21 protein-coding genes and 10 tRNA genes are annotated in these 26376 nt (G+C 55.2%); 29 read left to right on the forward strand and 2 right to left on the reverse strand.

Annotated elements, in window-relative coordinates:
* Position 1: 1 nt before the first annotated feature.
* The gene (locus K9L28_03475; GenBank protein ID MCF7935392.1) at positions 2 to 2281 is read right to left on the reverse strand and encodes a PBP1A family penicillin-binding protein; all 2280 of its coding nucleotides are present in this window, start codon (positions 2279 to 2281) and stop codon (positions 2 to 4) included.
* A gap of 410 nt (positions 2282 to 2691) precedes the next feature.
* On the opposite strand from K9L28_03475, the gene K9L28_03480 reads away from it, so the two are divergent.
* From K9L28_03480 to K9L28_03550, 15 genes are all read left to right on the forward strand, one after another.
* Positions 2692 to 3183 carry a ribosome maturation factor RimP gene (locus K9L28_03480; protein MCF7935393.1) on the forward strand — a complete coding sequence of 164 codons (492 nt, stop codon included), beginning with the start codon at positions 2692 to 2694 and terminating at the stop codon, positions 3181 to 3183.
* A 17-nt stretch (positions 3184 to 3200) separates the two neighbouring features.
* On the forward strand, positions 3201 to 4328 hold the full coding sequence (gene nusA, locus K9L28_03485) for a transcription termination factor NusA (GenBank protein MCF7935394.1): 1128 nt from the start codon (positions 3201 to 3203) through the stop codon (positions 4326 to 4328).
* Positions 4304 to 4621 (forward strand): YlxR family protein, encoded by a 318-nt coding sequence (locus tag K9L28_03490; protein MCF7935395.1) that lies wholly within the window; start codon positions 4304 to 4306, stop codon positions 4619 to 4621. Before nusA ends, K9L28_03490 begins: the two co-directional genes overlap by 25 nt.
* 323 nt (positions 4622 to 4944) lie before the next feature.
* Positions 4945 to 6924 carry a translation initiation factor IF-2 gene (gene infB / locus K9L28_03495; GenBank protein MCF7935396.1) on the forward strand — a complete coding sequence of 660 codons (1980 nt, stop codon included), beginning with the start codon at positions 4945 to 4947 and terminating at the stop codon, positions 6922 to 6924.
* A complete protein-coding gene (locus K9L28_03500) occupies positions 6921 to 7331 on the forward strand; it encodes a DUF503 domain-containing protein (protein MCF7935397.1) in 411 nt (136 codons plus the stop codon). The genes infB and K9L28_03500 overlap by 4 nt, the downstream gene beginning before the upstream one ends.
* On the forward strand, positions 7240 to 7620 hold the full coding sequence (gene rbfA, locus K9L28_03505; GenBank protein ID MCF7935398.1) for a 30S ribosome-binding factor RbfA: 381 nt from the start codon (positions 7240 to 7242) through the stop codon (positions 7618 to 7620). The genes K9L28_03500 and rbfA overlap by 92 nt, the downstream gene beginning before the upstream one ends.
* A complete protein-coding gene (locus tag K9L28_03510; GenBank protein ID MCF7935399.1) occupies positions 7613 to 8626 on the forward strand; it encodes a bifunctional oligoribonuclease/PAP phosphatase NrnA in 1014 nt (337 codons plus the stop codon). The genes rbfA and K9L28_03510 overlap by 8 nt, the downstream gene beginning before the upstream one ends.
* A gap of 10 nt (positions 8627 to 8636) precedes the next feature.
* Positions 8637 to 9530: a tRNA pseudouridine(55) synthase TruB gene (truB, locus tag K9L28_03515; GenBank protein MCF7935400.1), complete on the forward strand. Its 894-nt coding sequence runs from the start codon at positions 8637 to 8639 to the stop codon at positions 9528 to 9530.
* Positions 9527 to 10447 (forward strand): riboflavin biosynthesis protein RibF, encoded by a 921-nt coding sequence (ribF, locus tag K9L28_03520; GenBank protein MCF7935401.1) that lies wholly within the window; start codon positions 9527 to 9529, stop codon positions 10445 to 10447. Before truB ends, ribF begins: the two co-directional genes overlap by 4 nt.
* A 395-nt stretch (positions 10448 to 10842) precedes the next feature.
* A tRNA-Arg gene (locus K9L28_03525) sits at positions 10843 to 10919 on the forward strand.
* A gap of 100 nt (positions 10920 to 11019) precedes the next feature.
* Positions 11020 to 11547, forward strand: coding sequence for a DUF1850 domain-containing protein (locus tag K9L28_03530; protein ID MCF7935402.1), 528 nt, complete (start codon positions 11020 to 11022; stop codon positions 11545 to 11547).
* 112 nt (positions 11548 to 11659) lie between these two features.
* A complete protein-coding gene (locus tag K9L28_03535; protein ID MCF7935403.1) occupies positions 11660 to 13636 on the forward strand; it encodes a TRAP transporter permease in 1977 nt (658 codons plus the stop codon).
* A 137-nt stretch (positions 13637 to 13773) separates the two neighbouring features.
* A complete protein-coding gene (gene ileS / locus K9L28_03540) occupies positions 13774 to 16578 on the forward strand; it encodes an isoleucine--tRNA ligase (protein ID MCF7935404.1) in 2805 nt (934 codons plus the stop codon).
* A 93-nt stretch (positions 16579 to 16671) separates the two neighbouring features.
* Positions 16672 to 17034 carry a TraR/DksA C4-type zinc finger protein gene (locus K9L28_03545; GenBank protein MCF7935405.1) on the forward strand — a complete coding sequence of 121 codons (363 nt, stop codon included), beginning with the start codon at positions 16672 to 16674 and terminating at the stop codon, positions 17032 to 17034.
* A gap of 110 nt (positions 17035 to 17144) precedes the next feature.
* Positions 17145 to 18041 (forward strand): RluA family pseudouridine synthase, encoded by an 897-nt coding sequence (locus K9L28_03550; protein MCF7935406.1) that lies wholly within the window; start codon positions 17145 to 17147, stop codon positions 18039 to 18041.
* On the opposite strand, the gene K9L28_03555 is transcribed toward K9L28_03550, so the two are convergent.
* Positions 17992 to 19683 carry an NFACT family protein gene (locus K9L28_03555; GenBank protein ID MCF7935407.1) on the reverse strand — a complete coding sequence of 564 codons (1692 nt, stop codon included), beginning with the start codon at positions 19681 to 19683 and terminating at the stop codon, positions 17992 to 17994. The two genes, K9L28_03550 and K9L28_03555, sit on opposite strands and share 50 nt — an antisense overlap.
* Before the next feature lie 130 nt (positions 19684 to 19813).
* On the opposite strand from K9L28_03555, the gene K9L28_03560 reads away from it, so the two are divergent.
* The 14 genes from K9L28_03560 to K9L28_03625 form a co-directional block, all read left to right on the forward strand.
* Positions 19814 to 19888, forward strand: a tRNA-Ala gene (locus tag K9L28_03560).
* 6 nt (positions 19889 to 19894) lie between these two features.
* Positions 19895 to 19972: transfer RNA gene (locus K9L28_03565), tRNA-Pro, on the forward strand.
* A 12-nt stretch (positions 19973 to 19984) separates the two neighbouring features.
* Positions 19985 to 20059: transfer RNA gene (locus tag K9L28_03570), tRNA-Gly, on the forward strand.
* A 70-nt stretch (positions 20060 to 20129) separates the two neighbouring features.
* Positions 20130 to 20206, forward strand: a tRNA-Arg gene (locus K9L28_03575).
* A gap of 18 nt (positions 20207 to 20224) precedes the next feature.
* Positions 20225 to 20301, forward strand: a tRNA-His gene (locus K9L28_03580).
* Positions 20302 to 20315: 14 nt separating this feature from the next.
* Positions 20316 to 20391 (forward strand) — tRNA-Arg (locus K9L28_03585).
* 4 nt (positions 20392 to 20395) lie between these two features.
* Positions 20396 to 20471 (forward strand) — tRNA-Lys (locus tag K9L28_03590).
* A gap of 113 nt (positions 20472 to 20584) precedes the next feature.
* Positions 20585 to 20660, forward strand: a tRNA-Lys gene (locus tag K9L28_03595).
* An 8-nt stretch (positions 20661 to 20668) separates the two neighbouring features.
* A tRNA-Leu gene (locus K9L28_03600) sits at positions 20669 to 20752 on the forward strand.
* A 116-nt stretch (positions 20753 to 20868) separates the two neighbouring features.
* Positions 20869 to 21720 carry a DUF2993 domain-containing protein gene (locus tag K9L28_03605; protein MCF7935408.1) on the forward strand — a complete coding sequence of 284 codons (852 nt, stop codon included), beginning with the start codon at positions 20869 to 20871 and terminating at the stop codon, positions 21718 to 21720.
* A 131-nt stretch (positions 21721 to 21851) separates the two neighbouring features.
* Entirely contained in the window at positions 21852 to 23168 is a 1317-nt protein-coding gene (tig, locus tag K9L28_03610; protein MCF7935409.1) for a trigger factor, read from the forward strand.
* 59 nt (positions 23169 to 23227) lie between these two features.
* The gene (clpP, locus tag K9L28_03615; GenBank protein ID MCF7935410.1) at positions 23228 to 23806 is read left to right on the forward strand and encodes an ATP-dependent Clp endopeptidase proteolytic subunit ClpP; all 579 of its coding nucleotides are present in this window, start codon (positions 23228 to 23230) and stop codon (positions 23804 to 23806) included.
* A gap of 140 nt (positions 23807 to 23946) precedes the next feature.
* Positions 23947 to 25236, forward strand: coding sequence for an ATP-dependent Clp protease ATP-binding subunit ClpX (gene clpX / locus K9L28_03620; protein MCF7935411.1), 1290 nt, complete (start codon positions 23947 to 23949; stop codon positions 25234 to 25236).
* A 29-nt stretch (positions 25237 to 25265) separates the two neighbouring features.
* Positions 25266 to 26376: LON peptidase substrate-binding domain-containing protein (locus K9L28_03625; GenBank protein ID MCF7935412.1), on the forward strand; the 1111-nt coding region annotated here is incomplete at its 3' end.

The raw sequence follows: 26376 nt of genomic DNA on the forward strand, positions 1-26376 counted from the left end.
TCTAGTTGGAAAGCCCGTACTGCTGCAACAGGTCCTGATAGCGCTTTTCCACCTGCGAAGCCGGACTGGGATCGGATTGGTAGGCATCCTGTTGCAGAGAGGGAACGGCATCGTCCGGAATATCCTGTTTCTGCACCTGTCCATGCCGCTGTTCCGCCGGGATATTGGGTGCCTGCGCAACCTCGATAGAATACTTGGCCATCTTCGTGTCGTCGTCATCGATAAGATAGAGTTTCGGTGCATTGGTATCCTGCTCCGCCAGAAAGAAGTCGCCTCCATGCAGGGGGCAGCTTGATTCCGGCACTTCCTCCTTCGGGAGCAGCAATTGGAGCGATGAACACTGGGGGGTCGCAAGAAACCCGGTTTCGGTGCAGATCGAAACGGATTCATCGATGCTCTCCTGACCTACAAAGGAGGAAGGGAGATCGAGGATCTCGATAGCCTGGCTGACGAACTCCTTCCATACCGGTGCGGCAATCTTCCCTCCCGTAGCCTTGTAACCCAGCTTCGAGTGATCGTCCTTTCCCGCATACACGGCGACGACCAGCCCCGGTGCCCCTCCTACAAACCAGGCATCGATAAAGCCATTGGTCGTCCCCGTTTTCCCGAAGGTATACTGTTCTGGGATACGGGCCCGCCTTCCAGTCCCCTGGAGCACTACCTGGCGGAGCAGCGAACGCATCGTGACGGCATGCTGCGGATCAATGGCCGCCACGATGGAAGGCCCGTTTTGCTCAAGCATCTGCCCTTCCGAGGTCCGAATCTTCTGGATCGCATAGGGCGTCACCTTGTACCCCCCATTGGCAAAGGCACAGTAACATCGAGCCAGCTCAAGAGGCGTGATACTTGCGGAACCCAGCGCCACGGAAAGATCATGGGGGAGATGGGGGGACGTGATCCCCAGTTTGCGGGCCATGGTAATGACCTTGTCAATGCCTGTGAGATTGGCCACCCGAACCGCGACAGCGTTGTAGGAATGCACGAGACCATTGGCGATGGTCATCTCGCCATGGAATTCCCCACTGTAATTACCTGGCTTCCAACCATTTCCGAATTCCAAAGGCGCATCCAGCACGCGATCAATAGGACGTATCCCCTCCTGAAGCGCCGCCGTGTACACAATCGGCTTGAAGGCGGAGCCGGGCTGCCGGAAGGCCTGGATCGCACGGTTGAACTTACTTTCGGCAAAGTCCTTCCCTCCAACCATGGCGAGGATCTCTCCGGTGCTGGGAGCAAGGGCGATCAGCGCCCCTTCCGAGTCGAGTTTGCTCACTGCCTCCTGGGCTACCTGCTGGAGCTCCAGATCCAACGTCGTTTCAACACGGAGCCCTCCTTCGTAAACCTGGTCGGTCCCGTAGGCGGGGAGCAGCTTTTTAAAAAGAAGATAGGAGGTAAAATAAGGGGCTCTCGAAGAAAGCAGTCCGACCTTGCGCTTCGATTCCTGGACGAGATGGAGATCCTGTTCCAGGGTACGGCGCATCTCCTGTGGATTGATGTAGCCGATATCCACCATCTGCTGGAGCACATAACGCTGCCGCTCCCGTGCACGCTCGGGATGCTTGAAGGGACTGAAACGCTCGGGGGCAGCGATCAAACCAGCGATCACGCTGGCTTGAGCCAGCGTCAGCGAGCCGGCGGGCTTGCCGAAGTATTGCTTGGCAGCAGCCCCAATACCCCAGGTCCCATGACCGAGATAGATGGTGTTCAGGTACATCTCAAGAATCTGTTCCTTGGAGAAGAGGCGTTCGATCCGCATGGCAAGAATGGCCTCTTTGGCTTTCCTGGTGATAGTCTGCTCTCTGGAAAGAAAGAGATTCCTCGCCAATTGCTGTGTTATCGTACTGCCCCCCTGATGTATTCCTCCCTTTTGTATATCAATCCAGAGCGCACGGAGTATGCCGGAGAAATCAAGCCCGCCGTGTTCGTAAAACGTGGCATCCTCGGCAGCGATGACAGCCTTGCGCAGCCAGGGCGAAATGGAGTGATAGGGCACCCATACCCTGTTTTTTTGGAACAGCGTGGCTATCTCTTCACCATCCCTGTCGTAAATGATAGAGGCAAGACTCGGCTTCTGCTTGATGATTTCATCTGTTGTGGGAAGATCCGCACTGATTTCCTTCACAAACAGAGCAAGCCATACCGACACAGCTCCAATAGCGATCAACACAAGGAGAAGCATCATAAGGAGGAAGCCGGAGAGCAAACCCCGGCGTTTTCTGGGGGGTTTCGACTGTGCGTGTCTTTCTTGTTCGCGTGAGGAAGGGGTCCTCTTTTGCCGCATGCATCCACCTCAACGATTTCCGCGTCTGAGTCCAGCAAGCCGGAATGTGTTGCAATATAGTGGAAATCAGCGGAATTATACCATAGCCATGCTATATGGTCGCCACGAACCGTGAAAGATTGTCCGTTCCCTAAAGCCAAATGCGCCGATCCGCCGGTTCAGACACAATCCGCCTGGTTGGAAGGATGCCGAGTATTCCCTGTCAAAGAGTGACGTCATCTCCCTTCCGGATCAAAGTGACACGATCACGGCCCGGTCACAGAGCGGATCGAGGAACTTGTTTCGCACTAGCCTTCATGCTATACTTCCTCATTGGTCACAGGTGGAATGCGGAACGATCGAAAGAGTGGGCGCGTCCCACTCTTTCTTTTTTCGCATACACCCAATATGCCTCGGTAGGGGGATAACTGATGAAACAAAAAAAGACACGAAAACCACTGCCTACTGATAGAGTATCTGCTCTGGTTGAAGAAATGGGTTATGAATGTGTAGAAATCAAGGCCCGCACTGAACAGGGCAGGAAGGTGCTCAGCATATTGATTGATACCCCTGACGGTGTCGGTGTGGAGGACTGCGAAACCGTCTCCAAACACATCAGCTCCTTCCTGGACGCCAGACCTGAGATCTTTGAGGCCCGATATTTCCTTGAGGTCAGCTCGCCGGGGGTAGAGCGACCGTTACATGGACCAAAGGATTTTTTGCGCTTTACCGGCAAAAAGGCGAGGCTGAGCATCTCCAGACAAGACAGCCCGAAAAAGCGGCGCCTCACGGGGGTCATCGTCGCTGCGGACAACACAGCCATAACGTTGCAACTCGACGACGGAACAGAAGAACAGATAGAGATCGGTCGCATTAACAAAGCCAGACTTGTTTTTGAGCAACCCTCGAAAGAGCGCTGGTGAAGGAGGGGTACGAAAAGATGTCTTTAGGTCGCGATTTCGTTCGGGCGTTAAGGCAAATAGAAGAGGAAAAGGGGCTGCCCACAGAAACCATCAAGGCGAGCCTGGAAGCCGCACTCGTGTCGGCGTACCGAAAGCACAAGGGCGGCAATCAGAATGTTGAGGTTCATCTCGATCTGGAAAACGGGGAGTTCTCGCTCCACGAGGTACGTCAGGTTGTCGAAGAGGTTGAACATTCCGACACGGAGATCAGTTTAGAGGAGGCCAGGGAAAAGGGGTACAATGACATCCATACTGGCGACCTCATCAGGATGGAGGTGTATCCCCAAGGTTTTGGCCGAATCGCTGCACAAACAGCCAGGCAGGTGATCATCCAACGTTTGAAGGACGCCGAACGACAGGTGATCTTCGACGAGTTTTCGGGACGCGTCGGAGAACTGGTGAACGGCATTGTCTTTAAAGCTGAAGAGGAACATGTCCTCGTACGCCTGAACGACCGAACAGAGGCAATCCTTCCACGTGATGAGCGCATTGTCGGAGAATACTATGCTCCGGGTCACCGAAAGAAATTCTATCTCCTGGATGTACGACGGACAACCAGGGGACCCCGTATCGTTGTCTCCCGCACCCATCCCGGCTTACTCCGCAGGCTTCTGGAACTCGAGGTTCCGGAAATTCAGGAGGGCACGCTTGAAATCAAGGGGATTGTACGGGAGGCAGGGGCGCGTTCCAAGGTAGCCATTCATACAACTGACCCAAATGTCGATCCCGTCGGCGCTTGTGTGGGGGCCAAGGGAGCCAGAATCAAGTCAATCGGCGAGGAACTCGGCGGCGAGCGCATGGATGTTATTATCTGGAACAACGATCCACTACAGTTTATCAAAAATTCCCTTTCTCCAGCTAAGGTGGTTAAAGTGGAGCCTGTGCTGGAAACGGAAAAGGCGGTTCGTGTATTCGTTCGCCCCGATCAGTTGTCCCTGGCTATCGGGAAGGCCGGACAGAATGTCAGGTTGGCGGCACGCTTAACCTCCTGGAAGATCGATATCAAGGTTTTGGAACCGGAACGGATGCCCACGCTGCAGGACCTCTTTGAGGATATCGTAAAGGGAGGCACCTCAAAGGAATGGGAAAACAAGGAAGAGGGGTAAGAAAACGTCGCCCCCGCACTTGTGCCGGCTGCGGGAGCGAGCATTCCAAAAAAGAGATGATCCGGATAGTTCGAACCCCGCAAGGCGAGGTTCGGATCGACCCGACAGGGAAAGCGCCGGGAAGAGGCACCTACCTTTGCCGCGATCCCGAGTGTGTCAGGAAAGCTCGAAAGCGGAAAGCGTTAGCGCGCGCCCTCAAAACAGGGGTGCCGCAGGAAGTGTACAATATATTGCTAGAACATTATATGACAAGTCCAGCCCCTAACAGGGCAAAGGAAAGCCCGGATGAGTAACAATAACACACAAAGGATTCTTTCCTACCTTCAGCTTGCTACACGAAGCGGCAGCCTGATCATTGGTCAAGATAGAGTTATTGAGGCACTCCGGAAGGGGAAGAAACTCGAACTGTTCGTGACAACGGACTGCGCGGACAATGTGCATCGGAAGCTGTACGGGTATAGGCAACGGGGAGTCTGCACCGTTACGGTACTCCCAGTACGCCGGGATGCACTCCTACTCTCCCGCGGCAGGTCGGCTACACAGATCGCAGGTTTGCCGCACGGTCACGACCTGGTATCCCCTATCAAGACGTTATGTACAGAGGGAGGCGAACGCCTTGAGTAAAATACGCATTTACGAACTCGCTAAGCTGTTAGGAAAATCAAACAAGGAGCTTATGGAGATCCTTCACTCGCTAGACGTAGAAGTGAAGAGTCACATGAGTTCCATTGATACCGAAACCGCACAGCTTGTGGAAGACACTGTACTTGAAGCAGGAAAGCCATCGGTAGTGAAAGAGCATCAAAAAGAGGAAGAAACCCTCGCCGTGCCTATGGAAAGCACGGTTTCCGATGTCGCCGGCATCCTTGGTGTCAGCCCGGGGGAAGCTGTCAACACACTGATCCAGGATGGCATGATGGTACCGGCCAATGCTCCGGTTGACGAGTCTATCCTCCGCTCGCTCAGCCATGCCTTCGGGAAAAAGCTGGTCCAGTCAGCTGAATCGAAAAAGGGCCCTGAGGAAGAAAGCACCGAAGCAACCCCGGCAAAGACACTGAAGGAGAGACCATCGGGGGAACACCTTGGACCAAGGCCGCCGATCGTCACCGTAATGGGCCACGTTGACCACGGAAAGACAACGTTGCTGGATTATATCAGGGAAACAAAGGTTGCTGACGCCGAAGCCGGCGGCATTACCCAACACATCGGGGCCTCTGTGGTGCAACATGAAGGCGGTACAATCGTCTTCCTCGACACGCCTGGACACGAGGCCTTCACCGAAATGCGCTCCCGGGGAGCACAAGTGACGGATATCGCCATTCTGGTCGTCGCCGCGGAGGATGGCCTGATGCCGCAATCGGTGGAAGCCATCAACCACGCTAAAGCCGCCGGAGTACCCATCGTTGTTGCTATCAACAAAATCGACAAACCCGAAGCCAACCCGGACAGGGTCCGCCAGCAGCTCTCCGAGCACAAGCTGATCCCGGAAGAGTGGGGCGGCAATACAATCATGATCGAGGTATCCGCCAAAAAAGGGATCGGGGTAGACCAGCTTCTGGAAATGGTCACCCTTACCGCCGAGATGGAAGAGCTGAAGGCCGATCCAACGGTAGATCCCAAAGGTGTTTTTATCGAAGCCCGGCTTGACAAGGGCAAAGGTGCCGTCGGCACTGTAATCGTACAGGAAGGCACCCTGATGCGCGGCGACATTATCCTTGCGGAGACCACCTGGGCCCGTATCCGAGCGATGATCTCCGACACGGGTGCACCTGTGGATACGGCAGGTCCGAGCACCCCGGTGGAGATCCTGGGCTTGAACGGTGTCCCGCACGCGGGAGAGCGATTCCATAAGGTAGCTCATGAAAAGGACGCCCGGGATGCCGTCAACCGCATGCAGCAGGAGAAGCGCGAACAGCAGGTTGTCAAGGCCAACAAACCAACCCTGGAACAGATCTACGAACAGATGCGGGAAGGGTCGATACCCCAGCTCAATCTGGTCATCAAGGCCGACGTCCAGGGATCTCTGGAAGCATTGAAGGGGTCCATTCAGAAACTGCCGACCGAAGAGGTGGGCCTGAATATCATCCACGAAGGCGTGGGACGGCTTTCCGGGTCGGACATCCAGCTGGCTTCCGTGTCGGATGCCATCGTCATCGGGTTTAATGTCCGTCCAGACTCGAATGCAAAAAAACTCGCAGAAAAAGAAGGTGTGCAGGTACGTCTGTATCGGGTCATCTACGACCTGATCGAAGATGTGCGGAGCGCCCTGGAGGGCATGCTTGCCCCGACAGTCCGGGAACATATCATCGGAGAGGCCGAGATCAGAGCGGTATTCAAGGTGCCCAAGGCAGGCAAGGTTGCGGGCTGTTACGTCACGAACGGTTCGATCCGCCGCAATGCAAAGGTGCGCATTGTCCGAGATGGTGTGGTTACCTGGGATGGGTCCCTGTCGGCCCTAAAGCGTTTCAAGGACGACGTCCGCGAGGTTGCGCAAGGGTACGAATGCGGAATGGACTTTGCAAACTTTCAGGACATTCGAGAAGGCGATGTTGTAGAAGCCTATGAGATGATTGAAGAGAAGCGCAATCTCGAATGAAGAGACACCCCGCATCGAACCGACCCTTCTTTGGGTACTATATTGCCGAGTTCACCGTCCCCTGGGCACAGACCAGGAAGGATAGGCGGCAGATCACACGATCTTTGACGGACCATCTCAGACGCGGGTGGAATGTCTCCGTGGCCGACCTGAGTCCCGACGAGTCCGTGACAAAGGGTGTGCTCTGCATTGTCAGCGCCGGAAGTGCCGAGGTTTCGTTGCGGGAGAAAATCGCAGCACTCGATGAGTACCTTGGCAGACGCGAGGACCAGGGGGATTTTGAAGTGTACCGAAGAGAACAAGGGGTTTTCCGTTATGACGAGTTTCAGAATGAAACGGATCAACAGTCAGCTACAGAGGGCAATCTCCGAAACCCTGCAGAGAAGGATCAAGAAGGGGCCGGCTAAGGAAGCGGTCATCACCGACGTGGAATGCTCCAAAGACCTCGCCCACGCGAAGGTGTTTTTTACTGTCATCGATAAACACAGGAGAGGAGAAATCAAACAGGCCCTGGAAGGGGTATCCGGTGTCTTGCGGGGGATGCTGGGCGAACATCTCCATCTGAGACAAATCCCGGAACTGCACTTTATTGTGGACGTTTCGGAGGAACGTGCCCGGGAAATCGACAGGCTGCTTGACTCCCTTCCCGAGACGCAGAGTCATTCCAAGAATGAGGAGACCGACGAAGATGTCTAGGCATGCTCCCAAGCAATCTGACCTTGCATCCATCATCAAAACAATGGAAACAGCGGATACCTGGCTTCTGATCAGCCACGAAAAACCCGACGGCGATACCCTGGGTTGCGCCGCTGCCCTCTACGAAGCAGCGCAAATGATGGGAAAAGGCTGTAGATGGATAGGGAAGAGCCCCATTCCTGCGGTTTTTTCCTTCATCAGGCATGTGGACTGTTACGAACAACGCTCCACACTCCCCAGCGATTTCCCCGGCCCCGAGGGATGCATCATCGTTGTGGATACCAGCACCCCTGACCGGGCCGTTGCAGGAATCCCGGAGGAGTGCGGGGGCAGGCCGCTCATCGTGATTGATCACCACGGCGACAATGCGGGGTACGGCACCATGGATCATGTCGACAAGGAAGCAGCGGCAACAGGAGAGATCATATGGTCTCTCTTTGAAAAGGCAGGATGGGGTGTTTCGAAGAGCCAGGCTGAAGCGCTCTATGTGGCGATCGCCACCGATACAGGTGCATTTTCCTTCAGTAACACCACACCCCGGACACACCAGGTTGCAGCGCAGCTTTTGCAATACGGCGTTCTGCCGGAAAAGATTGCACAGCACCTCTACTCGCAGGACAGTCTCGGGAAATTGCGACTCTGGTGCCGCGTGCTTGAACGTGTCGCACTGTGGGCAGGGGGCAGGGTTGCCTATATGGAGGTGCGTCAGGAGGACTTCGAGGCAACCCAGACAACACGCGATGACATCGAGAACCTCGTTAACGAGGCATTCCGTCTCCGTTCGGTTGAATTTGCCCTGCTTCTTACCGAAAACAGCGCCGAGACCCGGGCAAGCCTCCGCTCACGAACAGAGCTCTCGGCAAGAGCGATCGCCACCGAGTGGGGCGGCGGCGGTCATCTCCAGGCCGCGGCGTTTTCGACGGACACACCTATCGAGACAGTACGGAGCTCCCTGCGTGATCGGATTGAGATGGACTATGCTGAACGGGCTTCTCTGCCTCAATAAACCAGCTGGCTTGAGAAGCACCGATGCGGTTGCCTCGGTGCGGCGCAGACTTCCCAAAAAGACCAAAGTCGGTCATGCGGGGACCCTGGACTCACCGGCAGAGGGACTGCTCATTCTCCTGATTGGACGGGCAACCCGTCTGAGCCAGTATGTCATGAAACTCCCCAAATACTACAGGGCCACCATTCGGCTGGGAGCAGTGACCGATACAGACGATCGGACCGGCACGGTACTGGAAACAACCGTCGTCCCTCCTGAGGAAGAACTGCTGCGGCGGTTGAAAGCGACCCTGCCTGCCTTCCTCGGTGAAAAGGCACAACTGCCGCCTGCAATCTCGGCTGTCCGTGTCGGAGGGGAACGGGCCCATGCGTTACAGCGTTCAGGGAAAACCGTCCGGCTTACCCCCCGCCTTGTCTCGATCAACCGAATCGATTTTCTCGGCTACAACGCCGGAACAGAGACGCTGCAACTCGGGGTCCTCTGCGGTAAAGGGACATATATTCGAAGCCTCGCCCGGGATCTGGGAGAAGCGCTCCAATGTGGAGGGTATGTGGTGTCGCTTGAGCGTTCCAGCATAGGAGCATTCCGCAACGGTCAGGCGGTGTCCGTTGATGGACTCTGTTCTTCCCGGGAAGTGGAGCATTCCATGCTGCCGGTTCACACCCTGGCGTCCCAATTTACCCGGTTTGCACCGAGCTGGAACTGGCAGAAACCGCTGCGGAACGGATCGGCCATCCCTCTCTCGGGACTGACCAGAAAGGGCTGGGGATCGGTGACCTCTGATTCCCCGCTGGTGGTGGAAGGGGAAGACTGCTACGCCTTCGGCGCCCTCGACAGAACAGGACCAACCGTCACATTCCAGCCCGAGACCGTGTTGCACCTTGCAGGGGATCATGCGCGATGATTGCTGCCCTGGGCTCCTTTGACGGATACCATCTCGGACACCAACTCCTGCTTTCCCGGGCCTGTGCTATGGCAACCCGCAAGGGCAAGGAGTGGGGCGTTCTCACATTCGACCCGCATCCTCAGGAAGTTCTTTCGCCTTCTCCCTTCGAGCGCCTCTTCCTCCCCAAAGAACAGAGAGCGCTTCACCGCATGTTTTCCGTTCCCCGCGTTGCGTACATCCCCTTTTCCCGGGGTTTGGCGGATTGCACGCCGGAACACTTTCTGGAATACATCGAACACAACCACGAGGTAGAGGGGTTAGTGGTAGGTCACAATTTCTGTTTCGGCCGGGGACGATCTGGCACGGTTGATTTCCTGCGCTCTGCCTGTCAGCAGCGCCAGTGGAGTCTGGACATCATTTCCCCGGTAGTCGTAGGGGGAACGCAGATTAGCAGCACCCGCATTCGGAAACTTGTGACCTCAGGAAATGTCACGGCTGCAAAACAGTTTCTGGGATACCCTTTTTTTCTCTACTCCTCTGTCGTTGAAGGGGATCAACGCGGTGCCGGTCTCGGTTTCCCCACGGCAAATCTCTTCGTACCGGAAGGAAAAGCGCTCCCACCAAGTGGCGTATACGCCTGTGCGGCAGGCGTTGACGGATCCTTTCTCCCCGCCGCGGTCAATGTTGGGTTCAATCCCACCTTTTTGGGACTCCGAAGCCTGCGTCTGGAAGCTCATTTACTCGACTTTGATGGAAACCTGTACGGGAAACACCTCTATATCTTCTTTTTGGAGCATCTCCGCCCCGAGCAACGATTTACATCCGTCAATGAGCTCAAAGAACAAATGGCAAGGGATTGCAGACAAGCACGGCACAGCTTTCTCCATTGGCGCACCTTTCAAAACCCGCTCACGGAAAAGCTTGTACGACAGTGACTGCCCCAGCCGGGGCCAGGCCGTCTTCGCCTACGTACGTCAGGACATACCGCCTCGTGGCCTTGTGTTTGCTCCACGCCTCGTGGTGCCGGCCAAAGAAGCGCCGCACGTGACAGCCGTAATCGTCTATTGTTCGCGGGGCGTATCCGTTCGCCCTCAATTCAAGCTGGAACTCATCCAGGGCCTCGTCTACTGTCATGGTGCACTCGTGGAGGCTTACAATCTGCGCCGCACTGCCTGTCATGTCAACCTTCCCCCCTCCAAAAAATGGGCTTCGGTAGAGACACGGCCACTTTTCCGCCGGGGGGCCTGGAACCGCGACGGCCTGCGGGGCAAAGAATGCCCGCGATGCTTGACACAACAAGCTTCATGCCGTTATAGTACCCATGCCAAACGGGCCCGTAGCTCAGCAGGATAGAGCGACGGCCTCCTAAGCCGTAGGTCAGGCGTTCGAATCGCCTCGGGCCCGCCAATAGTGGGAGAAAAGACATGAGGCTGAGATCGCGATCCAAGCGTACCTCGGCCTCTTCCGTTTTTCAATAAAAGCACAATACCATGTTAGCAGAAAGCGTGTGATTGAGGTGCCGTTCGTCAGAGCAAGGAACCTTGCTGTTATTGCGGTTGCGTTGAGCGTCCTCATTCTTGTTCTAGCTCCCGTTCCGATGCTTTCCATCGGCACACCTGACGGGAAGCTCTTCTTCCGGCGCCCCATCGCACCGGGACAGTCGATTGTACTCCGGTACATCCATTCCGTACAAAGGACACCAGTGGAGGACGAATACAAGGTGACCGGCGGCACCCTGTGGCAGTGGGAAGAACGGGTTGTCTCCCATAACGCCGGATTGCCCGTCGAGGCCTCTCCTCAGGGAACATTTCTACAAACCGATGAATGGATGATCTTCAGAGGGGGAGGAAACACGTTTTCACCCTTGTACTATAGAGTTGGAAATGAGAAACTAGGACGAAACAAACTTTTTGTACCGCCGTGTTGCGGATACGATCTTTACCAGCGCATTCCAAATGTGCTCCTTCGGATCGACGTAGGGTATCAGGTATTCCCCTGGGCAAGAACGCAGAACTTGTTCGAAGCAGCCCAATAAAATGGCTTTCGCTTCTCTCGAAAAGACAGGAACGCTTTGTGAAGGGTATCATCCCCGCTTTCAGAGAAAGCGTACAGGATAGATAGCTTTATACAGAATGGAGTGAGGTTGCGTGTCGGACAGCACGGAAAAATACGATGCAAATGGGGTTCTCCACGAACAGGGAGAGGATCAGATTGACCTCGACGAATTGCGTCGTCAATTTGACACTGAGGCGCGATACCGGTTGTTGGGTGGGTGGCAAGCATGGTTGATCACCATACTGTGTGTTGTCCTGGCCGGATTCCATCTCTACACAGCCGGTTTTGGTCTGTATCCCGCAAAGATCCAACGCTCGTTCCATATAGGCATGATTCTGATGCTCGTCTTTCTTTTGTATCCCGGATTCAAAAAATCAAACTCGGCAAAAATACCATGGTATGACTTCGTACTTGCGGCAATCGCTTCTCTTGCCTTTTTCTATCATGTCTTCTTTTATCAAGAACTCAATATGCGCCCCGGTCTGCCGACTACAGCCGATATTGTTGTGGGCTTCGTGGCCATCGCCATGTTACTTGAGGGAACCAGACGGGTGTCAAACCCGGTCCTTCCTGTGATCGGCATCCTGTTCATCCTCTACTGCTACTACGGACGCTATTTCCCGGCTCTCTTCGCACATCGAGGATACAATACGCTCCGCATTATCAACCACATGTACCTGGGAACGGAAGGTGTCCTCGGAACACCGCTACAGGTGTCGGCAACCTTCGTGTTCATGTTCATCACCTTCGGGACATTTCTGGAACAGACAGGGATGGGCCGCTTTATCATCGACCTTTCCATGGCGCTGGCCGGCCACTCAACAGGAGGCCCGGCAAAGGTGGCCGTCATCAGCTCCGGTTTTATGGGTTCCATCTCGGGCTCTTCTGTGGCGAATGTCTGCACAACGGGTATGTTCACGATTCCACTCATGAAAAGTGTGGGCTACCGTCCCCACTTTGCGGGGGCGGTCGAAGCCGTGGCATCCACAGGAGGGCAGATCATGCCGCCGATCATGGGAGCGGCGGCGTTCATCATGGCCTCCATGATGGAGGTTCCCTATCTGCAGGTCGCGGCGGCAGCCATTATTCCCGCCTTTCTGTACTATTTCGCCGTCATCGTACAGGTACACCTTGAAGCAACGCGACTGGGGCTGCGGGGCCTTCCCCGGGAACAGCTGCCGAAGTTTGGTCCGCTGCTGAAAGAGCGGGGACACCTCTTGATTCCCGTTATCGCGATCGTCTACTTCCTCGTCACCGGACTCACCCCGCTGAAAGCGGCCTTCAACGGCATATTGATCACCGTAGCCATCTCCATGCTGCGCGCTGACACCCGTCTGACCCCCAAGAAACTCCTCATCGCACTGGAGCAGGGAGCCAGGAACGCTCTGGGGGTCGCCTGCGCCTGCGGCACGGTCGGTATTATTGTGGGTACCGCAACACTCACGGGTCTGGGACTCGCGCTGGCCAATGCTATCGTTCAGATCTCCGGCGGTTTGATGCTCCCCACGCTGATGCTCACCATGGTCGCCTGCATACTGCTCGGCGCAGGTCTGCCCACCACGGCAAACTTCATTGTCACCAGTACCATGGCGGCTCCGGCACTCTTCAAGCTCGGCGTCCCGCCCATGGCGGCCTATATGTTTGTCCTGTATTTCGGCATCGCCGCGGACCTGAGTCCTCCTGTCGCACTGGCGGCCTACGCAGGTGCGGGCATTGCGGGTGATGATCCGATGAAAACGGGGATAACGGCGGTAAAGCTGGCTCTCGCCGGATTCCTGATCCCATACATCTATGTCTTCAATCCTATGCTCGTTCTGGTGGACGTCGAGCCTGTCCGTTTTGCCGTTGCCCTGATAACCGCCTTAGTCGGAGTGTTCCTCCTGGGTATGAGCACCATCGGGTTCTACAAGGTTCATGTCCCCTACTGGCTGCGGGGTATCGCGATGGCAGGAGCCCTCTCTCTTCTCATCCCCGGCTGGATGAGCGATATCGGTGGGCTTTCCGTCCTGGTCATCGTTCATTTCGTCCAAACACTACGTGCAAAGCGGGCGAAGCCGACAACGGGATAACTGCGCACAGATCGCGCAGCCGCAAGAAGCACGGCAAAGGCTCGATGAGTGACATCGTCTGTCAAGAAACCAACGCTTCCATGCCGTCCCCTCTGCTCCTGAGGGGACGGCTAACCGTAATCTGAGGGGGACTTGTAGTGGCTCAAGATTTCAAAAAAACGTTAAATCTCCCCAAAACAAAATTTCCTATGCGTGCAAACCTCGCTAAAAGAGAGCCGGATTTTTTGAGTTTTTGGGAAAACGAAGATATATACAACAAGCTGAGAGAAAAAAACACGAACAACGAAACCTTCATACTGCATGATGGTCCGCCCTACGCCAACGGAAACATTCATATTGGCACAGCCTTTAACAAAATATTGAAGGATTTCATACCTAAATACAAGTGGATGCGCGGATACTACGCTCCCTATGTCCCAGGCTGGGACACACACGGGTTGCCCATTGAACTCCGTGTGTTACGGGAGAAAGGCATCACCAAAGAGGAAATCCCCGGGGCAACCCTCCGCTCCCAGTGCCAGGCCTATGCGGAGAAATACATCGATGTACAGCGCGAGGAATTCAAACGCCTTGGGGTGCTTGGCGAGTGGGGGAATCCCTACCTCACCTTCCGTCCGGAATACGAAGCGACCCAGCTGGAAGCATTCAGCGATATGGCGGAAAAAGAGCTCATCTACAAAGGTTTGAAATCCGTCTATTGGTGCACCGATTGCCAGACGGCGCTCGCTGCGGCAGAGATAGAATACGAAGACGAGTCGTCCACCTCGATCTATGTAGCCTACCCCCTTCTGGATATCTCGGATCGGTTTCCTTCGCTGGCCGGCAAGGAGGTATCGGTACTCATCTGGACAACAACAACCTGGACGCTTCCAGCAAGCCAGGCTGTTGCGATACATCCTGCCCTCACCTATGGCTTCTTCCCCACAGAGGACGGGCACATCTATCTCTTCGCCAAGGAACTCCAGGGAAAAATGGAGCGGATCTCCGGACTGGAGTTCGGCCAGCCTCTGCTCACGGTCAAGGGGAAAGAACTCGAGCTGGCCATGACAAGACATCCCTTTTACGACGACAGGGAGCTTCCCATCGTTCTGGCCGATTATGTCCAGCTTGATCAGGGAACAGGCTGTGTCCACACCGCGCCAGGTCACGGTGTGGAAGACTTCGAGACAGGCATGCGCTACAACCTGGTAGTAGCGAATCCCGTTGATTCGAAAGGGGTATTCCTCCCCGATACGCCACTGGTTGGCGGCAAGGATCTCTCCGATGGCGCCGAGGTCATCCTCGATGAACTCAGGACAAGAAACCGTCTTCTGGGAACAGAAAGGATTGTCCATTCCTATCCACACTGCTGGCGTTGCAAACAGCCGGTGATCTTCAGAGCCACCGAACAGTGGTTCGTCTCGGTGGCGCAATTCCGGAAGCAGGCGCTGCAACAGATCGACAACGTACAGTGGGTCCCGCACTGGGGACAGGACCGTATCATGAACATGGTCCGGGACCGGTCCGACTGGTGTATCAGCAGACAGCGTGTCTGGGGTGTCCCGATCCCCGCGTTCTACTGTTCCGACTGTGGCGGATTGGTGTTGACGCCAGACCGGATCAGACGTGTGGCGGACAGGGTACGCAAAGAAGGCAGCAATATCTGGTGGGAGTTGAGTCCCCGGGATCTGCTGGGCGACCTGGCCAGCTGTCCGGCCTGCGGGTCCACGAAGCTGAGAAAGGACACGGACATCATGGATGTCTGGTTCGATTCGGGCGTCAGTCACCTCTCGGTACTGGAGAACTGGCCCGACCTCTCCTGGCCGGCTGATATGTATCTGGAAGGGAGCGACCAGCATAGAGGCTGGTTCCAGACCTCCCTCCTCACCTCCGTAGCGATTCGGGGAAGGGCACCCTACAGAAGCGTTCTCACCCACGGCTTCATCGTGGACGGTGAAGGACGGAAGATGTCAAAATCCCTGGGCAACGTCATCGCCCCCCAGGAGATCATCCAGAAATACGGCGCCGATATCCTGAGGCTATGGGTTGCGTCCACGGATTATCGCAATGATGTCCGGATCTCGGACAGCATCGTCAAAAACCTCGTCGAGTCCTACCGTCGTATCAGGAATACCGCGCGCTTTATGTTGGGGAACCTTCGCGGCTTCTCCCCCTCGGATATCCTTCCCTACAAAGAGCTGACGGAGATCGACCAATGGATTCTCTCCAAGTTGCAACGCGTCATCAGCAAGAGCACACAGAGCTTCGACCGTTACGAGTTCCATGTGCCCACCTTTATCATCCATCAGTTCTGTGTCAACGAAATCAGCTCCCTGTTACTGGATACCGGAAAGGACAGGCTCTACTGCGAGCACCCCTCCAACACCCGGAGGCGGAGTGCTCAGACGGTGATGTGGTATCTGCTGGACGCCCTGACACGGATGCTGGCCCCGGTGTTGAGCTTCACCGCCGAAGAAATCTGGCAGTATCTCCGCAAAATCGATCCGACTATGCAGGAAAGTGTCCTTCTGGCGGATTGGCCCACTATCTGGGAACAGGCGGATGACCGAGCACTTGAAGAAGAATGGGAAACACTGCTTTCCTATCGAGGAGCGGTGAGCAGAGCACTGGAGCAAGCGAGAAGCCGGGAAATCATCGGACATCCCCTCGAATCGAGGATTACCATCGACGGCGATGGAAAAACAATGACATCCATGCAGAGGCGGGAACCCAGCTTCTGGGAAGAGCTGTGCATCGTTTCCCAGATGGCGTTTGCGCCCCCCGCCGCATCAATGGAAAGGTTTGAAGACGAACAGACAGGCCTGATCATCGGTATTGGCCCGGCAAAAGGCGAAAAGTGCCCCCGTTGCTGGCGATTTACCGAACAGGCCTCGGCGGATGGACTCTGCCCGAGATGTGCCGAAGTCATGGAGAGGCTCTCTTCGGAAGAACGGCTCGACTGAGTGACAAACCGCTTGGTACAACGATATCCTGACGTATAATGGGTACGGTGCATACCGTACCCATTAGCAGTTTGAGAGGAGGGCGTTCCTCGAATGGACTATGAAGCTCTGAAACAACGGCTGCAGCATGCGCATGCGCACAATCACGGACTTTTGCAGCAAATTGAAGAGCAGGTGGCAGCGGATGACACAGGGGATCCCCCCTTTCTTGATTCCGAACATCTTGGAGAGGGTGCCTCCTACCTGGCCAGCAGGGAAAGCGATATAGGTAATGTCGCCACACTCAGGCACGTACTCCGCGAAATCGAACACGCCCTCCATAAGATTGCTCACAAACCGGGTGAGGTTGGATACTGTGAAATCTGCCGCAAGGAGATCAGTGAAGAGCGGCTGAGGGTAAAGCCGTGGGCCCGTTACTGCAGCTCCTGCCGGAGCAAACGGGAGCAGAGGAGGTAGATCCTACGACGTTCGTTGGAAAAGACAGCTCTGTGCTGAATACAAACGAAAGAGAAAGCGGTTTCGATTCTACCGGAAGATCGGAACAGGAGGCTCAGGACTTTGAGCAAATCGGCCTCACTGTGGGTCGAAAGGATAAGACAAAACGACTGGATGTGGTCGTTGCAGAGAAGCTGGAGATCTCGCGTTCCCGTGCCGGCCGGCTCATCCGAAACGGGAATGTACACACCAGCCCTGCGTTTCCAGTCAAGCCCTCACTGAAATGCCCCTCTGGAACCCGGGTTACCGTCGAGTTCCCCCTCCTGTCCGAATTCCAGCTGGAAGCAGAAGAGGTCCCCTTTCAGGTTGTCTATGAAGACGAAGACTGTGTCGTTGTGGACAAACCGGCCGGTGTTGTCGTCCATCCGGCCCCAGGAAACTGGCATGGAACGCTGGTACAGGGGCTGCTCCATCGTTTCCCGGATCTAAAAGACTGGGGCAATCTGCGACGGCCCGGTCTGGTGCACCGACTCGATGCCGGAACCTCAGGTCTTCTGGTCATCGCGCGGAATCAGTACGCCCAGGAGGAGCTGGGACAGGCCTTTCGGCTCCGCCAGGTGGAAAAGCACTATCTCGCTCTGGCGTGGAAGCGTGTGCAGTGGAGGGAAAAAACAGTGGCCCTTCCCTTGGGACGGGACCCGCACAACCGTATCAGGATGACGGTCATTTCCTCGGGAAAGGCCGCAAAAACAGGATTCCAGCTATTGCGCTATGCCGGGAAAACCTCCCTGCTGCAATGCAGGCTCCATACCGGACGCACCCATCAGATCCGTGTGCATTGTGCGGCACAGGGACACCCTCTTGTGGGGGACAGACTGTACGGACCGGAGTTCCCACGGCTTCTAGATTTTGAAAGGCTTTTTCTGCATGCATGGAAACTTGGGTTCCGCCACCCTCGAACCAATCGCTTCCTCCAATTCAGATCGCCCCTCCCTCCGGAGCTGATTGAGCGTCTTCAAGCATTTTGAGCGCTCCGGTCGGTTCGGTAATCAGGGTGCTGTAGTCCTCATAGCGAACGTAGGCCGGGCCGCCCCCTGGAATGTGCCGGACATGCTTCCGCAGCGTATAGTCCACCGGCACGTGTGTGCTCTCCCGTGCTTTGCTGTAGTGCGCCGCAAGGGTGCACGCCAGCTCGACGGCGCCCGCTGGAAGGTCCTTTCCGTGAGGCTTGACGACAACGTGGGCCCCAGGGATCTCCTTGGCATGCGCCCAGATATCCTCTGGGTTGGCTAGAGAAAAGGTGACATAGCGATTTCCTTTTGCCGACAGCCCGATGTAGAGCTTCCCCCACGGAAACTCGTAGGAGAGATGCGGGGGGAGCTCTTTGTTTTTCCCCCTTCTTTTACTCCCCTTCTTCGTTCCCGCTGCTGCTCCAAACACCTCTCTCCGCAGCGACAGGAGGGGATCGGGATCCTCAAGCGCCTGGACGACAGACGCTTCCTCCTCCACGGCGGTGATCTCGCTATTGAGCCGCTGTTCCTCTTCTTCCAGGACCTTGCCGTATTTTTTGTGTTTTTTGTATTTCCTGAAATAGCCTTGCGCATTTTCAACGGCACTTTTTTGGACATCAATGGGGATGCAAACCTCGTTGCCTGGTTGATTCCAATCGGGAAGCGCCACCTCGCGGACACCCCTCGGAATCTGCTTGCTGTGAGCCAGAAGCAGCTCCCCGTACAAACGGAGTGTCTCACTCTGTTGGAAACGCCTTCTTTTGTTCGCCAGTCCCTTGCGTTGCTGCTCCACCGCTCTGTGTCGCCTGTTGAAGTAAAGCAACAGTTCCTGCCTGTAGGCCCGGGCGCGGCGATCAAGCATAGGGACCGCTGTTATCTCGCTACTCTCGGAAAGGGCATCGTTTTCCTCCACTCTTGCCTGGGGCAGCAGAACAGGGAAAGCGGTGAGATAGCCCTGGGGCAAGAGTTGCGGAAACAGGGCATCCGAGGGGGTCTCCGGATCAGAGGTGCGTTGCAGCGCAACGTACCATCGTTCCGCGGAGAATGCAGACCAGTAGGCACGAATATGCCGGAGCAGGGGTTTCCCGAATCCATTCAGAGAGAGGAACGCTTCCGGGGAATCTTCGGTAATGTTCTCCAGAAGGGTCCCTTCGAAAGGTGGGGGAGGGGTGTAGCCGATGCCGGGGTGGATGCTTCGATAGCGGTTGATATCAGGGTAGACATGCTTGGCCGATTCAATGATGTTGCGACTGCCGTCAAGAAGAATAAGATTACTGTACCGACCTGTAGCTTCGAGTATAAGATACAGGGAGCTCTGAAATCCCGCCCCGATCGTCTTCCGGAAGTGGAGTTCCACCACCCTGTCCTGCTGGAGCTGCCGTGATCCCGTGCACAGGGTGCTCAGGAGATGCGCACGCAACGCAGGCAACAGCGGGGACACACCCGGGGTGTGTCGCTCCAGTTTCTCGATCATCTCAGGTCGAAGAGCGGCAATCCCGTATCCCTCTGTATCCCAACTGAGCAAGAGATGTCTTTCAGCGGCAAACGAAAGGACAACCCAGCGGTCTCCGCCCCGAAGACGCTGCACCTTGCGGGGTTTGGGGAACCACCCTTCCAATTCGCGGCACCACTGCGTCACAAGTTCCGGTCCAAGCGCCATAGTCGCCTCCTCCGCACAGTCCCTGTTCCCTGGGATTCCCAGGCAGGGGTGCATGAAGAAATCAGCCTAGCATGCAATTCCGGCCTTGACAAGGTTCCGCTCCCTCTCTACAATTACCGTCGTCGCTCGTGGGGCTGTGGCGCAGTGGGAGCGCGTTTCCTTCGCACGGAAAAGGTCGGGGGTTCGAATCCCCCCAGCTCCACCAACAATACGGGGCGTAGCGCAGTCTGGCTAGCGCACCTGCTTTGGGAGCAGGGGGTCGAAGGTTCGAATCCTTTCGCCCCGACCATGGATGTTGTGTGCGGGAATAGCTCAGTGGTAGAGCAACTGCCTTCCAAGCAGTAGGTCGCGGGTTCGACTCCCGTTTCCCGCTCCATCTTGGCTCCGGCCCCTTGACAGCCCAGGGGGCGCTCAGTATAGTGAGGGGCGCTTTGACATCAGCTGTGGCGCCCGTAGCTCAACTGGAAAGAGCAACGGACTTCTAATCCGTAGGCTGTGAGTTCAAATCTCGCCGGGCGCGCCAATCCGCACCTTTGATATGGTGAGCGTAGCTCAATTGGTTAGAGCGCTGGACTGTGGCTCCAGAGGCTGGGGGTTCAAGTCCCCTCGCTCACCCCAAGGTATACAGACAGGCGCCCGTAGCTCAGTGGACAGAGCGACGGACTTCGGATCCGTTGGTCGTGGGTTCGAATCCTTCCGGGCGCGCCAATGTGGACCGTTAGCTCAACTGGCAGAGCACCTGACTCTTAATCAGGGGGTTATAGGTTCGATTCCTATACGGTCCACCATTTATCTGCAAAGAAATACGCATAGCCACGTTCTAGAGGTTAAGCAGAAACGAAACCTTACCTATCATAGGAGCATCGACGTGTCTCGCTTTACCGCCAAATGTTTTGTGAATGGACCGTTAGCTCAACTGGCAGAGCACCTGACTCTTAATCAGGGGGTTATAGGTTCGATTCCTATACGGTCCACCAGAATGTCTGCGAGAGTGGTGGAATTGGTAGACACGTAGGATTTAGGATCCTATGGCTTAGCCGTGGGGGTTCAAGTCCCCCCTCTCGCACCAGGGAGATACCCTTGCAGAACCGGTATATAAACTATCGTTAGAACACATCGGTCGCCGGCATCGCTGGCGACCGATCTATCTATTGAGACTCGCTCTTTGTTAAAAGGGGGGCGCAAATGTCGCGTTTATTTAATTACACTAAAGTAGCTATAATAATTATTTTTTTTCATGTATGCTTTTTTTCAACCTTGCCCATAATGGCCAACAACAGAGCGACTGATCCCGCTGTAGCCACTTCAGAAGATTTATTGCAACTGCTTGTAGAAGAAATTAAACCTGAAAGACTCCACGTGATTGTTGATCATCCGCCCAACGGCAGCAATGTGATCGGACATCTCTACCTTGCTGCCAAGAATGCCGAACTCGGAGGGGTGCGGATAGCCTCCCTCGAGGTGGAGGCCATGGACGTCCAGCTTGCTCCGGTGGAAAACGACCGGAAGCAGGGCGCTCCTCCCAACAAATATAAAATTGAAAGCACGCTCCTGACATATTGCTTCGCCAAATTGACCGAAAAAGACTTAAATGACTCTGTCCACAAGAAACAGTTCGAAAACGATGAAGATCAATGGAAGGAGCTGTTGTTTGACTTTGGCTCGGAATCTCTCTACGCTAAAGGGTTAATTACAGTTGACTGGTTGTTTACCTTCGACGTCCTCCTCGAGTTGACAGGTGAACTGACGCTGGAAAGAGGGAAGGAAATATGGCTTTCCGACTACACACTTTCGGTCAACAATCGATCAGTGCCTCAGTTTGTCGCCAGAAAAGCAATCCAGCGGTTACAGCCGCTCCTGGATATGGATCGGTTTCCCTTTCCAGTCTTTCTCAAGCAGTTGGTCCTCACCGAGGAGGAACTGACCATCGCAACCAGAGCTCGTCCAGACCCGTTCCAGGGAATCTCGTTATTCCATCCATCCAGCTGGCGTCCGGAATCCGCGGCCACAGATTATGGGCAGGATAACCCAGAATAATTCGGGAATCGCCAGTTGACAGACATAGTGAAAAAGCCTACTATCCAGCGGATAGGGACATCTCTGACCAAGATCTCTCCGAACAAGCTTTGGATTTTGGTAGAGAAGAGATCTGAAAGGGGTTTACCACAATGCGATCCGAGATCATTTCACAAGAGAGCAACCAAATACGGCTGCACGCCGAGATTCCTGCCGACCAGTTCCAGCGTGCAGTGGAGAGTACAGTTCGTGAGCTTTCCCAGAAAGCCAACATCAAGGGCTTCCGCAAGGGGCACATCCCGCGTAAGGTGCTGGAGATGAACTACGGCAAACAGGCCATCTATAACGAAGCACTGGAGAAGGTGGTCCCCCAGGCAGTCCAGCAGCTGGTGGAGGAATACGAACTGGTGCTCCTGGAAGAACCCTCCTTCGACTTTAAGGAAGTCACGGAAGGAGAACCCCTTTCTTTTGACATAGACTTCGAAGTCCGCCCCGAGATCACTCTTCCTGCTCTTGAAGACATTTCCGTAACAAAACCGGGTGTCTCGATAACAGAGGAGGATATCGACCAGGCTATCGAGAGACTTCTCCAGAACGCAGCGGAAGGGAAGACCGTTGAAGGCAAGGCAGCCGAGGAGAACGACACGGTAGTGGTGTCCTACACTCCGGCTGAAGCAGGGGAGGAGGCAGAAGGACAAACCGCCCCGATCCAGCTCAATTCCCCGCAGCTTCGCCAGGAAGTCCGCGATGCGCTGATCGGAACCTCTGCAGGAGACGAGGTCCTTGTAGAGCTTGACGGAACAGAGGATGGCCAAGAGCCCAAATACCGTTTCACAGTCAATGAGGTACAGGAAGAGATTGTACCGGAACTCAATGAAACAACCATACAGCAGCTCACCAACAACGAGGCATCAACGGAAGCGGAGTTGCGGGAGCTGGTTGCCAGGAAACTGCACGAAGAAAGCGAACGGCGAACGATGGAGAGCGCTCGCAACGAAGCCTTTGAGATCCTCACCGAGAGAGCAGAGATCGACAGCATCCCTGAAAACAAAGTCGAGCAACAACGCAAACAGTTAGAGGAAAACGAGAAAAACCGCCTCAAAAACGAAGGAGGCATGACACTCGAACAGTACCTCGAACAGAAAGGTCAAAGCAGGGAGGAATACGAAGCCGACCTGCAGACCAATGCCGAGGCTCAGGTACGGAATGGCTTTATCATGGATGCCCTGGCTGACTCCCTTGATATAGAGGTGCTCCAGGACGATATCGACAGTGCCCTCCACGGCATGGCGCGACGGAATGGGCTTGAGCTGAAAAAGGTGTATGAAGCGTACCGTGATAACGAGCAGATGCTCAGAGAGTTGGTCCATAAACTCCGTATGCACAAAACGATGGACAAGGTAATGGAAGTGGTGGACATAGAGGAAACCCCGCCGGAGGAAGCGCATTCCGGCGAGGAAGAGAGTTGACGGCCCCAATCGACCCATTGCATTCCGCCGCAGCGCAAGGAAAGAGGTGACCGCACTTGATGCTTGTACCCTATGTAATCGAACAGACGGGGAGAGGCGAACGCTCCTACGACATCTACAGCCGACTCCTCAAAGACCGAATTATCTTCCTGGGCGAGGATATCGACGATCACGTAGCCAACCTGATCGTCGCGCAGCTGCTGTTTCTGGAGAGCGAGGACCCTGACAAGGACGTCAATATCTATATCAACAGCCCGGGTGGCTCCGTCACCGCGGGACTGGCCATATACGATACGATGCAGTACATAAAGTGTCCTGTTTCTACTATCTGCGTCGGCCAGGCCGCCAGCATGGCCGCCGTCCTTCTGGGAGCCGGTACCCAGGAGAAGAGATACGCACTTCCCCATGCGAGGATCATGATCCATCAGCCGCTTGGCGGTGCCCAGGGACAGGCCACGGATGTTGAAATCCAGACCAAAGAGATCCTGCGGGTCAAGGAAACCCTGAATAGAATCCTCGTCCACCATACGGGGCAGACAAAGAAACGGGTGACCACCGACACGGATCGCGATTTCTACATGTCGGCAGAGGAAGCGCAAAAATACAATATTATCGACAGTGTAATCGAGAATCGCTAGACCTCCACGGTAGCCCTTTGTGTTACCCTGCCAACAGGGGAGCCTCTGCTCCCCTGTTACTTATTGTGACGAAAAGCGTTTTGCGCTAGGATACAGATTCAGACCGTTGGCAGCAGATAACGGCGTCAAGGAGGATGTTCATGTTTCAGTTTGATGGGGATAATCGGGACGGAAAGCACAAAGGCATCCGTTGCTCCTTCTGTGGCAAGGGGCAGAAAGAGGTGCAAAAGATCATCGCCGGCCCAGGGGTGTACATCTGCAACGAATGTGTACATCTTTGCAACCTCATTCTCAAAGAAGAACAGGAATCGACGGAACCACAGGACACGGCAACGGAACCTGATTTTGAGGATGTTCCACGGCCTCAGGACATTAAAAACTTCCTCGATCAATATATAGTTGGACAGAATCAAGCGAAGAAAGTCCTTTCGGTGGCAGTCTACAACCACTACAAGCGGATTCTGCAAAAGCAGTCCAGCGAAGCCGATGACGTGGAGCTGCAAAAAAGCAATGTACTGCTCATCGGCCCCACCGGATGCGGGAAAACCCTTCTGGCCCAGACAATGGCCAAGAAGCTGAATGTGCCCTTTGCAATGGCCGATGCAACAACCCTTACCGAAGCAGGCTATGTCGGCGAGGACGTGGAGAACATCCTCGTCCGCCTCTTGCAGGCAGCCGACTACGATGTGCAATCCGCTGAGCGCGGCATCATCTATCTCGACGAGATCGACAAGGTAGGACGAAAGTCCGAGTCAACCTCCATCACCAGAGACGTATCGGGTGAAGGGGTCCAGCAGGCTCTTCTGCGCCTGCTGGAAGGCACCGTGGCCAATGTCCCTCCCAAAGGGGGGAGAAAGCATCCGCACCAGGAATTCATTCAGATCGACACCTCCAACATTCTCTTCATTTGCGGCGGGGCCTTTGATGGGCTTGACGATCAGATCGCACGCCGCATGGACCGGCGCGTGATCGGCTTTGGCGGCGAGGTGACGGGGAATTCCAGGGAGGATCGGTATTCGCTGCTGCAACAGGTCCAACCGGAGGACATGATGAGCTATGGATTCATTCCCGAGTTTGTCGGGCGACTCCACGTATTCGCCGCCTTAGAGGCCCTCTCCGAGGAAGATCTGGTTCGCATCCTGATTGAACCCAGGAATGCGCTGATCAAGCAATACATCAAAACATTTCAACTGGAGGGCGTCGAGCTCGAATTCTCCGATGAAGCATTGCGCGCCATCGCCAGAAAGGCCGCCGGCAAGAATACAGGTGCCCGGGCGATGCGGTCCATCATGGAAGAGATTATGCTGGATCTGATGTACACAATCCCGTCATCGGAAAAGAAGCTCAACAAAATCGTGATTGATGAACATACGGTCGAAGATCCCGAGCATCCAGCGAGGCAGTTTCTCAACAACAGGGAGGTTGCCTGATAATGGCCGGCGAACAGCCTGTCGAACGGATGCCGGTTCTGCCCGTACGTGACATTGTTCTGTTCCCCGGGGTCATTGCCCCGCTCTTTGTGGGAAGGCCGCGTTCCCTGAAAGCGCTTGAAGAGTGCATGCTCAAAGACAAGAAGGTCTTCATCGTCGCACAGCGGGACATGCAGGTGGATGAACCAGGCCCGGAGGATTTCTTCACCGTGGGCACCGTATGTCAGGTTCTCCAGATGACGCGCGTTCCCGATGGCTCTACAAAAGCACTCGTCGAAGGTTTGTATCGCGGAAAAGCCGAAGACTACACCCTGGAAAGGGACTACTATGAGGTCTTCCTTCCCGAAAACGGCGACCAAGCGGAAGGAAGAGAAGAGGATGACGACGAGGGACAGATGGAAGCTCTCCGACGGAGTGCGCTGGAGCAATTTGAGCACTATGTCTCGCTGCACCCGAAGATCCCGAACGAGGTCATCGCCTCCGTCAGCTCTGTTGACAATACGGATCAGCTGGCGGATATCATCGCCTCCCATGCCCTTTTAAAGGTCGATCAGAAGCAGCGTCTTCTGGAAATCGGTACACCGGAACAACGACTGGAAGAGCTGCTCAAGCTGCTCATGGGCGAGGTGGAAATCCTCGAGCTTGAGCATAACATCCATGACCGAGTCCGGCAGGAGATGGAGCACAGCCAGCGGGAATACTATCTGCGGGAACAGCTGAAGATCATCCAGGACGAGCTTGGCACAGGCGAAGGCTCATCGGAAATCCAGGAATTCAAGGAACATATCAAAAAGGCCAAAATGCCAAAAGATGTGGAACGCAAGGCCTACAAAGAGACGGAACGCCTGTCCAAAATGCCTGGAATGTCTGCAGAAGCAACCGTGGTCCGCACCTACATCGATTGGCTCACCTCCCTCCCCTGGCAAAAGCAGTCCAAGGACATCCTGGATATATCACGGGCGCAGAAAGTCTTAAACGAAGACCACTACGGACTCGACGAGATCAAGGAACGGATCCTGGAGTTTCTGGCCATCCGGAAGCAGGCGAGACAAGGTGTGAAAGGGCAAGTGCTCTGCTTTGTAGGCCCGCCTGGTGTCGGGAAGACATCTCTGGGGAAATCCATCGCTCGGGCATTGAATC

This window comes from Synergistales bacterium (assembly GCA_021736445.1).
In the GTDB taxonomy this organism is placed as follows: domain Bacteria; phylum Synergistota; class Synergistia; order Synergistales; family Aminiphilaceae; genus JAIPGA01.

What these genes read in the sequence shown, in the direction of transcription:
- K9L28_03475 (MCF7935392.1), bottom strand. Translation starts at nt 2,281, where the DNA reads ATGCGGCAAAAGAGGACCCCTTCCTCACGCGAACAAGAAAGACACGCA.
- K9L28_03480 (MCF7935393.1), top strand. Translation starts at nt 2,692, where the DNA reads ATGAAACAAAAAAAGACACGAAAACCACTGCCTACTGATAGAGTATCT.
- nusA (MCF7935394.1), top strand. Translation starts at nt 3,201, where the DNA reads ATGTCTTTAGGTCGCGATTTCGTTCGGGCGTTAAGGCAAATAGAAGAG.
- K9L28_03490 (MCF7935395.1), top strand. Translation starts at nt 4,304, where the DNA reads ATGGGAAAACAAGGAAGAGGGGTAAGAAAACGTCGCCCCCGCACTTGT.
- K9L28_03500 (MCF7935397.1), top strand. Translation starts at nt 6,921, where the DNA reads ATGAAGAGACACCCCGCATCGAACCGACCCTTCTTTGGGTACTATATT.
- rbfA (MCF7935398.1), top strand. Translation starts at nt 7,240, where the DNA reads ATGACGAGTTTCAGAATGAAACGGATCAACAGTCAGCTACAGAGGGCA.
- K9L28_03510 (MCF7935399.1), top strand. Translation starts at nt 7,613, where the DNA reads ATGTCTAGGCATGCTCCCAAGCAATCTGACCTTGCATCCATCATCAAA.
- ribF (MCF7935401.1), top strand. Translation starts at nt 9,527, where the DNA reads ATGATTGCTGCCCTGGGCTCCTTTGACGGATACCATCTCGGACACCAA.
- K9L28_03545 (MCF7935405.1), top strand. Translation starts at nt 16,672, where the DNA reads ATGGACTATGAAGCTCTGAAACAACGGCTGCAGCATGCGCATGCGCAC.
- K9L28_03555 (MCF7935407.1), bottom strand. Translation starts at nt 19,683, where the DNA reads ATGGCGCTTGGACCGGAACTTGTGACGCAGTGGTGCCGCGAATTGGAA.
- K9L28_03605 (MCF7935408.1), top strand. Translation starts at nt 20,869, where the DNA reads ATGTCGCGTTTATTTAATTACACTAAAGTAGCTATAATAATTATTTTT.
- tig (MCF7935409.1), top strand. Translation starts at nt 21,852, where the DNA reads ATGCGATCCGAGATCATTTCACAAGAGAGCAACCAAATACGGCTGCAC.
- clpP (MCF7935410.1), top strand. Translation starts at nt 23,228, where the DNA reads ATGCTTGTACCCTATGTAATCGAACAGACGGGGAGAGGCGAACGCTCC.
- clpX (MCF7935411.1), top strand. Translation starts at nt 23,947, where the DNA reads ATGTTTCAGTTTGATGGGGATAATCGGGACGGAAAGCACAAAGGCATC.